The sequence below is a fragment of the Neopusillimonas maritima genome (assembly GCF_003576595.1).
Taxonomy (GTDB): Bacteria; Pseudomonadota; Gammaproteobacteria; order Burkholderiales; family Burkholderiaceae_B; genus Neopusillimonas; species Neopusillimonas maritima.
On record NZ_NQOU01000001.1, the window covers coordinates 155,294 to 167,927 of the forward strand.

Genomic DNA, 12,634 nt, shown 5'->3' on the forward strand with positions numbered 1-12,634 from the left:
GTAGATAACGGAAAACGCAACAATAACAGAAATGCGAATTATTCGCAATATTAAAACATGTTTTCTATCATTCAGGCTTTTTTAACACTTGCACCAGCGTTCGCAATTGGGCATGCAACGACCAGAAAGAATCTTCGCCTAGTTCAGCAAGGATGTGTGACTCCACCTGCGCTACGGCCTTGTCGCAATCGTCCAGCAAAACCTGCCCTTTGCGCGTTAATACAATGGGAATAACCCTGCCCTGCGCCGCTTCCAATCGCCGTGAAATCAGGCCTTTACGCTCCATTAAATTCACCATTTCATTAGCCGATTGCGGTGAAATCAAAGAGCGTTCGGCCAATTTGGCGTTCGACATATGAGCATGGGTACGAAATACAGAAAGAAACGTATATTGGGCCACTGTTAGCCCGAACGGGGCCAGGCGCACACGCAGTTGTTTATTAAGCTTTCTGTCGAGCCTGCCAATAAGGTAAGCAAACCCGGTGGGATGATCAGGCAAGGCTTGACGTGAATCAATTTGCTTTTTTACTGAGCTCATAATGTAGTTGCCTGTCGTTTGAACTGGAGGTAGTATAAGCCTATGTCAGGTAATCTGATATACACGGAAAATAATCATTGGGTAAAAGTGTTGCCGTAAGTGTGCAATACGTTAGCCCGGCCAGCAACACATTCTGCTTGTTGTTGTGCATTACATCCTGGAGACACGCATGAAACGTTTATTCAAAACGACTATTCTCGCAGCCGCATTGGGCCTCACCGTTTCAACGGCTTCCGCTGAAGAGCTTGATATCGGTGTGGTATTGTCGTTAACCGGCCCCGCATCCGGTCTGGGCATTCCAACCAATACAGGCTTTAAATTATGGCCCGATACAGTCGGCGGCCTGAAGTACAACCTTATTGTGCTCGACGACGCCAGTAACCCTGCGCAGGCCCAGAAAAACGCACAAAAGCTGGTTACTGAAGACAAGGTCGACGTCATCCTGGGCTCCAGCACCACCACCCCGGCCATTGCCATGGGCGAAACCGCCGCTAGCAGCAAAACCGTTCAGCTCGCGATTTCCCCGGCCGAGTTTCCCGACGGTAAAGGCACCTGGACATTCCGTTTGCCACAATCGACCGGCGTGATGGCCGGCGGTATTATTAATCACATGAAGGCCAACGATATTAAAAGCTTTGCCTTCATCGGCTATAACGACGCTTATGGCGACAGCTGGTTTCGCGACCTTAAAGAGCAGGCCGAAGCAGCCGGCATCAAAATTACCACTGAAGAGCGCTACGCCCGTGCCGACACCAGCGTAACCGCGCAAGCACTCAAAGCCATTGCCAGCAAACCCGACGCTATCGTCATTGTGGCTTCCGGCTCAGGCTCGGCCATGCCCCACACTACTGTGGTCGATCGTGGCTTCAAGGGCACGATTTACCAAACCCACAGCGCAGCTTCACGCGACCTGATCCGTCTGGGCGGAAAAGCCGTTGAGGGCTCATTCGTTATCTCGGGTTTGGCGGTATTGCCTGAAGGCCTGCCGGAAGACCACCCCTCCAAGAAATTGGCAACTGACTTTGTCAATGCCTACGAGAAAGAATACGGAGCGGGTACCCGCAATCAGTTCGCCGCCCATGCCTTCGATGCCTGGCTAATTTTAGACAAGGTTGTTCCCGTCGCCTTGAAAAAAGGGAAGCCCGGTACGGAAGAGTTCCGCGTGGCCCTTAAAGACGCACTGGAAAATTACGGCAGCATTCCTATTACGCAGGGCGTCATCACTTACACGAAAGATGACCACTTCGGCTTCGACGACCAGGCACGCATGATGCTTACCATTGAAGACGGCGCATTCAAAGCGGCTAAATAACAGCCGTGCCCGGCAGTAGTAGCCTATAGAAGGCGCACAAAAAAACCACTTGGTTTACCAAGTGGTTTAATTTTTTCACGAAATTGAGTGGTGGGTGCTACAGGGGTCGAACCTGTGACCTACGCCTTGTAAGGGCGCCGCTCTACCAACTGAGCTAAGCACCCCTTGTTCCATTTTTATCAACAATAACAGTTGTTTTTTGTTGAACTGAAATGGGGTCACTTCACTTCGTGTAACGCGAGTCGAATTATAGACAACTATTTTTATTGTTGCAAGTTGGCTACCTTAACGACCCGCGTAACCAAAGCCGAATAACGGCCAAACAACGCCAGATTAGTTAACAGCGTCTTTCAGGGCCTTACCAGGACGGAACTTGGGCACTTTGGCTTTCTTGATTTTGATTGCTTCGCCAGTGCGCGGATTACGGCCTGTACGGGCGGCACGCTCGGAGACGGCAAATGTACCGAAACCCACAAGGGTCACGCTGCCTTTCTTTTTAAGCGTGGTTTTAACTGCACCAATGAATGCCTCTAGAGCGCGACCGGCGTCGGCTTTTGAAAGGTCTGCTTTGGTGGAAATGTGCTCGATAAGCTCAGTTTTATTCATTAAGGATTACCCCTAAAAATTATTATTGCCAAGCAAGAAAACCCCAGCTTACTTGGCACCCCATTAACAAACACAGCACTGTTTTGCGCTGCCGTGAACTGCTAAAAACTGTTTGCCTTTAAACCAGGTTGGTATTCGAAGGCCAAGGCATATTAAGCCTAGGAACCCCGGGTATGTCAAGCAAAAAAAGCTGAAAACCCGCATAACCATTATGTTCGGCGACACAGCCTGTGCCCCGTAATATAAAACTGCAAGTCAACAAATACAATACCCAGGAAACAATTCGTGCCAGAAAATTTTATCTGTTTGTTATGGATACAACGCTACAACGCCTATTAAGGTAACAACGCCTGGTCGAAATCACTAAGCAAATCCTGCGTATCCTCGATACCCACGGACACCCTGAGCATGTTGTCGCCAATGCCCATCAACGCGCGTTTTTCGGGCCCCATTTCATAGTAAATAGTATGGGCAACAGGCAACACCAAGGTTCGTGTATCGCCCAAGTGGGTCGCCAGTACAAGCACCTTCAAACGATTCAGGAAATCAAATACGTCGATTTCAGAAACCAGCTCAACTGAAAGCAACGCGCCAAAGCGCCCATTGAAATAGTCGGCGGCCCGCTGGTGTTGAGGGTGCGCCGGCAAGCCGGGATACATGACTTTCGACACCTTGTCGTGCGAATCCAGATATTGCGCCAGCGCCAACGCGTTGCCACACGCCCTATCCATACGCAACGATAAAGTTTCCGCCCCAACAGCCAGGCGATGAGCGGCGTCTGAGCCTAGCGTTGCCCCCATGTCGCGCAAGCCTTTCTTCTTGATTTGGGTGAGCCCCCACATGGTTGGCTTGCCTTTACGATAAGCATCAGCAATATTGGGATACACCGACCAGTCGAATAAACCGGTTTCGGTCACCATACCGCCCAAGGCATTACCATGCCCGCCAATATATTTAGACAACGAATTCACCACCAGCGACGCTTTGAAATCGATACCGCGGCACAACCAGGGAGACGACAACGTGTTGTCGACCACATACACCAACCCCTCTTGTTCGCACCATTGCCCCACACCTTTCAAGTCGGCGATTTGGGTGCCTGGGTTGGCAATGGTTTCCGTGAAAACCATACGTGTTTCTTTGCGGCGCGCAGCCTTCACCTGCTCAACATCCGTTGCGTCAACCAGCGTGACATCCACACCCAGTTCGGACAAAGTCCCGAACAGGCTGTTGGTGTTGCCGAAAATATACTGGCTGGAGATAAGGTGGTCGCCTTTTTTCAGCAGCGTAAAGAAAGTAGCGGTAAGCGCCGCCATGCCGGTGGAAAACGAAACCGAGCTGACGCCCCCTTCCATTTGCGTCACTTTCTGCTCCAGTGCCGCAGTGGTAGGCGTGCCTTGCCGCGCATAGGTAAACCCCGATTTGCCCTGAAAGACAGCAGCAAGTTCCCGTGCATCGGCAAACGCATATTCCGTTGATGGGTGCAACGGTTTATGAACCCCGCCATGTTCAACCCCACTGCGGCGGTCGGAATGCAGGATAGTGGTGGAAAATCCGTTGGTTTTCATTTGATTCTCAAGCTTTTTGTGCTGTGCGTTGGCGCACGGTTTCATATAAACAAACGGCGCCGGCCACGCTCACATTCAGGCTTTCAACAGAGCCCAGCATGGGAATGTGCACCAGTTCATCGCAGGTTTCACGCGTTAAGCGCCGCATCCCCTCACCTTCTGCACCCATGACCCACGCCATTGGTCGCGTTGCCTGAACAGTATGAAGCGAGCCGGAAGACTGATCGTCGGTTCCCACCAGCCAAACATTGCGCTCTTTAAGGCGGCGCATGGTGCGAGCCAGGTTTGTGACCATAAGATAAGGAACCGTTTCTGCGGCGCCACAGGCAACACGTTGAACCGTTGCATTCAACCCCACGGCGCGATCTTTCGGCGCAATCACTGCATGCACACCGGCCGCGTCAGCCGTACGCAAACAGGCACCCAGATTGTGCGGGTCGGTCACCCCGTCGAGCAGAAGCAACAAAGGGGTTTCACCCCGGTCTTCAAGCAGGTCAAGCACTTCGTCGATGTCTTGCGCCAAGACCTGTTTGTCGGCCATGGCCAGCACACCCTGATGTTTTAACCCCTTGGCAATGCCATCAAGCCGTTGGGCAGGCACTTGCAACACCTTAACCCCAGCCTGACCGGCTTGTTGCACCAACGCATGCATTCGTTTGTCGCGGCGCGAAGCATCGACATACACTTCCTTAACTGAAGACGGAGCATGGCGTAAACGGGCTACCACTGCGTGAAAGCCCGCCAAAACCTGATGGGACGACATAAATTTCCTTGAAAAACAGCGATTCGCTAACCGCTATTTTAAACGCCGTCGCCCCAAAACCCTACTTGCGCCCACGCCGCCCGGCTTTACGGCCTGAAGAACCTTGTTTTTGCGGCGATGTGCTGCGTTTTGCGGCAGCACGCCGCTGGCGCGCATTGGTACCCTTCAGAGCCGGCGGCTTGGAGGAAGCCGCCTTTTTCACGCGCTTGGGTGCGACACCGCCTGGATCCTCAACAGCCTTTTGCAGCGTCTTGAAACTGGTGTCCTTAACCAAACGAAACTCAATACGACGCGCCTCAAGGTCAACACGCGCGACCTGCACATGTACTGCATCGGTTAAGCGATAACGAATACCCGTGCGCTCACCGCGCAACTCGTGCATGGCTTCGTTGTACTGGAAATAATCGGAGCCCAACTCCGATACATGCACCATGCCTTCCACAAACAAGGTGTCCAACGTAATGAAAATGCCGAACGGCGCAACGCCCGTCACGCGGCCACTGAATACTTCACCCACATGTTCTTTCACAAACCAGCATTTAAGCCACGCCTCAACATCGCGCGAAGCATCGTCGGCACGGCGTTCACGCGCCGACAACAATAAACCCAGTTTTTCCCAAACCGCTTTTTCCTGATCTTTCTTGGGCAACGCTGAAATAGCGGGTGCATCGTCGATTTGGGGAATATAGCGACGCCCTTCGATCACTGACTTGATAACGCGATGCGTGAGTAAGTCGGGATAACGCCGGATGGGCGAGGTAAAGTGAGCGTAATGTTCGTACGCCAAACCAAAGTGACCCGACTCTTCAGGGCTGTAGATAGCCTGCTGCATCGATCGCAAACACATGGTTTGAATAACTTCGTAATCGGGGCGCCCACGCGCGGCCTTTATTAGCCGGGCGTAATCTTCGGTGGAAGGGTCATCCCCCCCTGTTAGGGAAAGACCGATATTGCGAAGGTAATCGCGCAGTTGTTGCAGCTTTTCGGGTGTTGGGCCCTCATGAACGCGATACAAGCCGATGCGCTTGTTGCGCTTCATGAAATCAGCCGCACAGGTGTTGGCGGCCAACATACATTCTTCAATTAAGCGATGGGCGTCATTACGTTCATAAGCCACAATTTTTTCAATGCGGCCCAAGGGGTTGCAAAGAATTTTCGTTTCAACCGTGTCGAAATCAATCGCTCCGCGCTTAGCACGGCTTTCAAACAACAGTTGGAACAAGTCATACAAATGACGAACATGGGGGTAAACCGCACTCATGCCTTTGGCTGCAGGGCCATCGGGTTGTTGCAGCGCCGACCACACTTCGGTGTAGGTTGTGCGGGCATGCGAATGGATAACCGCATTGTAAAACTGATAGGCTGACACGGTACCGGCCTTGGCGCCCGACGCAGAAATAACCATATCGCATACCAGCACCACGCGATCAACGTGCGGGTTCAGGGAGCAGATACCGTTAGACAAGGCCTCCGGCAACATGGGAATAACGCGCCGGGGAAAGTACACACTGGTACCCCGTTCAATCGCGTCGTCGTCAAGCGGATCACCCGGCTTCACATAATGGCTTACATCGGCAATGGCAACCAATAAGCGCCAGCCCGGGCGCCGACGCTTTTCCGTACCCAGATTCACCGGTTCGCAAAACACGGCGTCATCGAAGTCGCGGGCATCTTCACCGTCGATGGTTATAAAAGGCACATCGCGCAAATCGACACGCCCTTCAAGGTCCGGCTGCCTTACCGACGAGGGCGTACGCTCGGCCTGGCGCACCGCCGCGTCGGAAAACTCGTGGGGAACGTCGAACTTGCGCACCGCAATTTCAATTTCCATGCCCGGGTCATCAATTTCGCCCAATACCTCAACCACCCTGCCCAACGGCTGCGTGTGACGCGTGGGTTGTTGCACGATTTCCACCGTAACCACCTGCCCAGGTTGAGCAGCCCCCGTCTCACCGGCAGGAATGAGTACATCGTGCTTAATGCGCTGATCTTCCGGCACCACAATATGCGCACCGCGTTCGTACAAAAACCGGCCGACCAGACGGTTGGTTTTACGTTCAACCACTTCCACAATCGTAGCTTGCGGGCGCCCACGATAATCGCCGTCAACCTTCGCCAGGACGCGATCACCATGCAGCACTTTGAGCATTTCGCGTGGCAAGAGGAACACATCAGGACCGCCGTCTTCACGCACCAGGAACCCAAAACCATCGCGATGCCCCTGAACCCGGCCCGCGATGAAATCCATTTTCTTGTTGACCAATAACTTGCCGCCGGCGTTATAGAGCAGCTGGCCGTCGCGCTCCATGGCGCGCAGGCGGCGGTCGAAACCGGTGGATAAAGGGACTTGAGCCCCCAGACTGCGGGCGAGGTCTTCTACGCCAATGGGTTTGCCCACTTGCCGCAGTTGCGCAAGAATAGATTCGCGACTGGGCACTTCGGGGTCGAAATCGGCGGGCAGCAACGGCAGCCCGGCGTCGAGCTCGTCGCCATTTAAATCAGACTCATTAGGGGGGGGGGTTTTTGTTCGCTTAACCAAGTAGGGTACTTCCCATTAACTGAAAAACTGTTGTATAATTTTGTTCTTGTCGATTTGCGTAAGCACCGGCAAACCACGCAGGCTTACAAAGCTATGCGGGTGCAAAAATGTAGTGCTTTAACAGGGCTTACATTAGCATACTCTTAAGTTTTTAAGGGCCCAGGTGGCGGAATTGGTAGACGCGCATGGTTCAGGTCCATGTGCCGCAAGGTGTGGAGGTTCGAGTCCTCTCCTGGGCACCAGTGCCATATATAGAAAACCCAGCTAAGCAGCTTGTTTAGCTGGGTTTTTTGTTTTCCGATCCACAAAAATTTCTGGACGAACCGGCTTTCTGGTATCAGAATAATCATTAAAAATGTAACAAAAAATTCAACTAGGGGGGTGCTTGCATGTCTAGCCTTACCGACAGCCAGCTCGCCATGGCTGAGGCCCTGCCAAGCATGATCTGGACGGCCACGCCCGAGGGGGTGGTGGATTACGTTAACCATGTATTTGAGGATTACACAGGCGAAACAGCCGACCAGCCGGGGCAAATTGATTGGCTGTCTGTCGTTCACCCAGACGACAAAGCCCCCACGCTTGCCATTTGGGCGAAATGCATTGAGTCCAGTACGCCTTATCGAACTGAATTTCGCATTATCCATAAGGCCAGTCATGCTTACCGCTGGCATTATGTGGCTGCCAGCCCGCACTTCAACGAAAGCGGCAAAGTTGTGCGCTGGTACGGTATCACTACCGACATTCACGATTCTAAACTCGCTCATAAAGCCGTAGAACAGGCGCATCAAGAGTTACGACGCCTGCTGGCGTTACAGGAACTTGAAACCCGTCTGCTTGAACAAATTAGCGCAGAACATGGATTGCACGATATTCTCGACGAAATTACGCACACCGTCGACCAAATCATTCCTGATGTCTGCTCATCGATTTTGCTCGTGGAAAACGGGCACCTGCGGCATGGATCCGCCCCCAGCCTACCTAAAAAGTACAACGAAATGATCGATGGCTTTCCGGTCGGTGAAGGTGTCGGGTCATGCGGCACCGCAGCGGCACGAGGCCGGCCGGTTATTGTCTCGGATATCCTTGCCGATGCGTTGTGGAACCAATACCCCGACATCACCCGCGCACTAGGTATGCGTGCGTGCTGGTCAACACCCGTATTAAATACCGACAACAAGGTCCTGGCCACGTTCGGCATGTATTACGCTCGACCCATGACCCCTTCGCCTGAGGATCTGGCTTTAATAGAACGCATTTGCCAGTTTGTCAGAATCGTTATCGAGCGCACGCGCTACCGTGAACAAGCTCATGCGCACGAGGCCCGGTTTCGTGCCATAGCTCAAGCCAGCGGCGACATCATCTGGGAATACAACCTAAACACCTCCAGCATGTGGTACAGCGAGGGAATGCAGCATGTATTCGGCCATGACCCAGCCCACGATGCCGAGCTGGGCAAGGCACTTCTTGCCACGAAATACATACATGAAGATGACCGTGATGCCGCGCTTACCGCCCTGGAATCAGCCACGCAAAAAGGCGAACCCTGTGAAATTGAATATCGATGGCTGCGGGCGAACGGCCAATACGCCCATGTGGTAAATCGCACGGTCGTTATCCCCGGCAAAAATGGCAACCCAACGCGTGTGGTTGGCTCAATTGCCGACATCACCGAGAAAAAGCTGCTTGAAGAACAACTTCGTCACTCTCAACGTCTTGAGGCGGTAGGCCAACTAACCAGTGGTATCGCACACGATTTCAATAACCTGCTTACGATCGTTTTGGCTAATGCGGGTCAGCTTGCTGATGAACTGCCTTCGGGAAGCCAACAGCAATTTCTTGCGGCCATGATGAAAACGGCGGCAACCAAAGGTGCAGGGTTAATTCGCAACTTAATGGCATTTTCACGCCAGCAAGAACTTCATGCCCGGCCTGTGCATGTCAATAGCCTGATTATCGACATGCGAGATCTGATCAAACATACGCTAGGCACGCATTTCTCATTGCATGTACACCTGCAAGCCAATCCATGCATTGCCTTTATCGACCCCAGCCAGCTTGAAAGCGCGCTGCTCAATTTAACGGCGAACGCGCGCGATGCCATGAACGATGCGGGCGCCCTGACCATTCGCACGGCAAACGTCAGGTTTGATTCGTTGAAAACATCAACCAAATCGAACAACAAAGGTACATTCGTCATGGTTGAGGTCAGCGACACCGGTAGCGGTATTGATACACAAATCAAAGAAAGAATCTTCGACCCTTTCTTTACAACCAAGGAAGTGGGTAAAGGCAGTGGACTGGGCCTTAGCATGGTCTACGGGTTTGTAAAACAATCCCACGGGTTTGTTGATATCGACTCCCGTTTAGGCCACGGCACCACCCTGCGATTGTATTTCCCGCTTTACGAAAACGGTACTGATAACCCTCCTCCAAATGAGTCCCGATCCACCCCGGATAGCACGCCCACGATGATCGCCGAGACGACAACGATACTGCTTGTGGAAGATGAGCCCATGGTGCGGCAAATGCTCGTGCAACAGCTAACGCGAATGGGCTACACCGTTATAACGGCAAACGACGGCGAAGAAGGCCTGCATGAACTAAAAGAACACCCCGAAATTGGTCTGCTCTTCACCGACATGATGATGCCCGGCGGCCTAGACGGCTACGAGTTAGCCAAACTCGCCCAACAACATAACCCCGCAATTCGGGTTGTGCTTTCGTCTGGTTATTCCGGCAAACTGGCCGATGCACATAAGCGCACTTCTGAGGGTTATTGGGTTTTGCCCAAGCCCTACTTAAGGGCAGAGTTATCTGCTGTGTTGAAAAACGCGCTATCTCAGCCGGCATAAATACAAATAGTTCAACCCTAAGCCGAAATTTATCCGAGTTCGAAGCTGGTTACCCCGTAAATATTGTGAATGGCCAAATTCGGGGCCTGCCCTGTATACATGCGCGCCGTCTCAAAAACAGGTTGCATATTATTGCTTTCAACCAACGCCGGCGCGTGGGGATTCGTTTGCGGAATATCCAACTGTACTTGTGCCCCCGGTTCAACCTGGCTAACCAAGGTCTCGTAAAGCATTTGTGCAATATGTGGGTCTTGGGCGAACAAGGGGCCAATTTTGTATCCCATTTTGCATGGTCGAATAACGCCATAGCCTTGCATGACGCCGTCTTTAATGCAGGCTTTGGCAACCGTTCCGGGTCGCGTTATCCAACTCGAAAGAAATGGCGTTCTGGGTGCGGGAAATAAAACGCGATCGAACGCAACAAGCGCTGCCTCAGGCACTTTGACCAAATCGACAACAGAAGTGCTGAACGAATCCTTACGGCTCGTTGTTCCTTGATACCTAACGTTGTTATATGCAAACTCAAAGCCGCTTTTACGGTAATTTTCTTGTTGCGCAACCACACCATCCAAACCAATAAGGCGCCCTTCCAGGCGTTGCATGGCGGCATTCCACAGTTTCAACCCATATCCCTGCCGCCGATAACCTGGCGCCACAATATAAAAACCGATAAATCCGAAATGTTCGCCGTAACGCACCGCAGAAATGCACGCAATGGGTTCATCGTTGAGCAACCCCACCAGAAACCCTTCGGAGTCTGCGGCATAAAAAGCGTCGGCATCATGCAAACCCGGATTCCAGCCTTCGGCAGCAGCCCAGGATACACAAAGGTCGATTTCCGGCCTCGTCATGCAACGAATATGATAGTTAGCGTCGCTCATAACACTCCCATTTGATCTTGACCACTTTCAGTTTATTTGTTCTTGCCCATTATTTTTCCTTATGTCTATAATAGACACGTGCGACTCGAAGGCCAACCCGCTTCGGTTCGCAAATCACCTCCAGGAGGACGACCTCCCCCACACTTCGGGAACGCATATCGGGACGGCCCGACTCTTTGCAAAGGAGTCATCATGGCCTGGATATCCCTTTTCGTTGCCGGCATTCTTGAAGTGATTTGGGCATTTTCAATGAAGCTGTCCCACGGCTTTACCAAACCCATCCCCACAGTCATCACCCTTATCACCATGATTGCGAGCTTCGCCTTGCTGGCGTTTTCAATGCGTTCATTACCGCTGGGCACCGCATATACCATTTGGACGGGTATCGGAGCGATAGGTGCGTTTTTGGTAGGAATTTTGGTGCTGGGCGAACAACTCAGTGCCATGCGCGTTGCAGCTGCAGTATTAATTGTATCGGGGCTGGTGTTGATGAAGCTTTCCGCAAACTAGAAATGCACATTCGTAGCCTTCCAACCGGGACGCTTCTTACATTACTAACCCTCGCAACGTTCATGCTAAATTGACAAGGCCGGCTCATCACCGGCCTTGTTTTTTCAACAAAACGAACCACGAAGGAAAGCCGTGTCAGTTCAGCATAGCGAAAAAAGCAGCCAGGAGATCATTTCGGGGCTTACTGCAGACCCGCCACATATTTCTCCAAAATATCTATACGATGAGCTGGGTTCACGCTTGTTTACCGCGATCACCGAGCTTCCGGAGTATTATCCGACTCGCACGGAAGCGCAAATACTAAAACGACACAGCCTTGAGATTAAGCAGGCTGTTGGAGCAACCTCAACGTTGATCGATTTGGGTGCGGGCGATGGAGAAAAAGCCACGGCACTGTTCGAGCCCTTTCAAATCAAGCGCTATGTTGCGGTGGATATTTCAGCCGCTTTTCTGCAAACTTCGCTGGCGCGCCTACAAAGCCGCTATCCGCATGTAGAAATGGTTGCGGTGGAACAAGACTTTTCGCATTCTCTACATTTACCCAACGAAATCGGCAACGACCCGCGTTTATTCTTCTACCCCGGCTCGAGCATTGGTAATTTCAACCCAGCCGATGCTCTGGCTTTTTTGCAACGCGTTCGCGCGGCTTGCCCGAACGGCCGGCTGTTGATAGGTGTCGATCTGATCAAGCCCGCTGACATACTTGAACGCGCCTACGACGATGCTCTTCAAGTGACCGCCGCTTTCAATCGGAATATTTTGCGCCACATCAATCAATTGGCACAAACCAATTTCAATCTTCATGAATGGCGGCACATTGCCCTGTTCAATGCCGATGAATCACGCATCGAGATGCATCTGGAGGCAACCCGAGGCACAACCGTTACCTGGCCCAATGGACAACGTCAATTCGTTGCCGGTGAACGAATTCACACCGAAAACTCTTATAAATGGCAAACAGATGCCTTCGCCACTCTACTGAAACAGGCGGGATTCAATGACTGCCGACACTGGTCGGACGATAAAAACTGGTTTGCCGTGTTCGTCGCACAAGCTTAGCGCGCA

Annotated in this window: 10 protein-coding genes and 2 tRNA genes; 5 read left to right on the forward strand and 7 right to left on the reverse strand. The window is 52.2% G+C overall.

From position 1 onward, the window contains the following. Positions 1 to 67: 67 nt before the first annotated feature. Positions 68 to 538, reverse strand: coding sequence for a MarR family winged helix-turn-helix transcriptional regulator (locus CJO09_RS00765; protein ID WP_119440667.1), 471 nt, complete (start codon positions 536 to 538; stop codon positions 68 to 70). Positions 539 to 707: 169 nt separating this feature from the next. Between CJO09_RS00765 and CJO09_RS00770 the strand changes: the two genes are divergently transcribed. Next, positions 708 to 1,850, forward strand: a complete 1,143-nt coding sequence (locus CJO09_RS00770) for an ABC transporter substrate-binding protein (RefSeq protein WP_119440668.1) — start codon at positions 708 to 710, stop codon at positions 1,848 to 1,850. 88 nt (positions 1,851 to 1,938) lie between these two features. Here the strand turns inward: CJO09_RS00770 and CJO09_RS00775 are convergent. The 5 genes from CJO09_RS00775 to rnr all read right to left on the reverse strand — a co-directional run bounded on the left by CJO09_RS00775 (position 1,939) and on the right by rnr (position 7,326). Continuing rightward, positions 1,939 to 2,014 (reverse strand) — tRNA-Val (locus CJO09_RS00775). 169 nt (positions 2,015 to 2,183) lie between these two features. After that, on the reverse strand, positions 2,184 to 2,456 hold the full coding sequence (locus CJO09_RS00780; RefSeq protein WP_113931454.1) for an HU family DNA-binding protein: 273 nt from the start codon (positions 2,454 to 2,456) through the stop codon (positions 2,184 to 2,186). Positions 2,457 to 2,791: 335 nt separating this feature from the next. After that, on the reverse strand, positions 2,792 to 4,024 hold the full coding sequence (locus CJO09_RS00785; RefSeq protein WP_119441333.1) for a cystathionine gamma-synthase family protein: 1,233 nt from the start codon (positions 4,022 to 4,024) through the stop codon (positions 2,792 to 2,794). Between the two features lie 7 nt (positions 4,025 to 4,031). After that, positions 4,032 to 4,787 (reverse strand): 23S rRNA (guanosine(2251)-2'-O)-methyltransferase RlmB, encoded by a 756-nt coding sequence (rlmB, locus tag CJO09_RS00790; protein ID WP_114420576.1) that lies wholly within the window; start codon positions 4,785 to 4,787, stop codon positions 4,032 to 4,034. Positions 4,788 to 4,848: 61 nt separating this feature from the next. After that, positions 4,849 to 7,326 (reverse strand): ribonuclease R, encoded by a 2,478-nt coding sequence (gene rnr, locus CJO09_RS00795; protein WP_391523626.1) that lies wholly within the window; start codon positions 7,324 to 7,326, stop codon positions 4,849 to 4,851. 157 nt (positions 7,327 to 7,483) lie between these two features. On the opposite strand from rnr, the gene CJO09_RS00800 reads away from it, so the two are divergent. Together CJO09_RS00800 and CJO09_RS00805 are read left to right on the forward strand one after the other, a co-directional pair. Continuing rightward, a tRNA-Leu gene (locus CJO09_RS00800) sits at positions 7,484 to 7,568 on the forward strand. A 147-nt stretch (positions 7,569 to 7,715) separates the two neighbouring features. Then, complete coding sequence (locus CJO09_RS00805; RefSeq protein ID WP_119440669.1) at positions 7,716 to 10,178, forward strand: GAF domain-containing hybrid sensor histidine kinase/response regulator; 2,463 nt, start codon at positions 7,716 to 7,718, stop codon at positions 10,176 to 10,178. A 29-nt stretch (positions 10,179 to 10,207) separates the two neighbouring features. On the opposite strand, the gene CJO09_RS00810 is transcribed toward CJO09_RS00805, so the two are convergent. After that, a complete protein-coding gene (locus CJO09_RS00810; protein ID WP_119440670.1) occupies positions 10,208 to 11,059 on the reverse strand; it encodes a GNAT family N-acetyltransferase in 852 nt (283 codons plus the stop codon). A gap of 192 nt (positions 11,060 to 11,251) precedes the next feature. Here CJO09_RS00810 and CJO09_RS00815 point away from each other — a divergent pair, with 192 nt between their 5' ends. Together CJO09_RS00815 and egtD are read left to right on the forward strand one after the other, a co-directional pair. Then, complete coding sequence (locus CJO09_RS00815) at positions 11,252 to 11,569, forward strand: DMT family transporter (RefSeq protein ID WP_119440671.1); 318 nt, start codon at positions 11,252 to 11,254, stop codon at positions 11,567 to 11,569. Positions 11,570 to 11,701: 132 nt separating this feature from the next. Continuing rightward, on the forward strand, positions 11,702 to 12,628 hold the full coding sequence (gene egtD / locus CJO09_RS00820; RefSeq protein WP_119440672.1) for an L-histidine N(alpha)-methyltransferase: 927 nt from the start codon (positions 11,702 to 11,704) through the stop codon (positions 12,626 to 12,628). The last annotated feature ends 6 nt before the right edge of the window (positions 12,629 to 12,634 follow it).

Excerpts from the sequence above, each read along its gene's own strand:
- CJO09_RS00765 (WP_119440667.1), bottom strand. The coding sequence starts at position 538 with ATGAGCTCAGTAAAAAAGCAAATTGATTCACGTCAAGCCTTGCCTGAT.
- CJO09_RS00770 (WP_119440668.1), top strand. The coding sequence starts at position 708 with ATGAAACGTTTATTCAAAACGACTATTCTCGCAGCCGCATTGGGCCTC.
- CJO09_RS00780 (WP_113931454.1), bottom strand. The coding sequence starts at position 2,456 with ATGAATAAAACTGAGCTTATCGAGCACATTTCCACCAAAGCAGACCTT.
- CJO09_RS00785 (WP_119441333.1), bottom strand. The coding sequence starts at position 4,024 with ATGAAAACCAACGGATTTTCCACCACTATCCTGCATTCCGACCGCCGC.
- rlmB (WP_114420576.1), bottom strand. The coding sequence starts at position 4,787 with ATGTCGTCCCATCAGGTTTTGGCGGGCTTTCACGCAGTGGTAGCCCGT.
- CJO09_RS00805 (WP_119440669.1), top strand. The coding sequence starts at position 7,716 with ATGTCTAGCCTTACCGACAGCCAGCTCGCCATGGCTGAGGCCCTGCCA.
- CJO09_RS00810 (WP_119440670.1), bottom strand. The coding sequence starts at position 11,059 with ATGAGCGACGCTAACTATCATATTCGTTGCATGACGAGGCCGGAAATC.
- CJO09_RS00815 (WP_119440671.1), top strand. The coding sequence starts at position 11,252 with ATGGCCTGGATATCCCTTTTCGTTGCCGGCATTCTTGAAGTGATTTGG.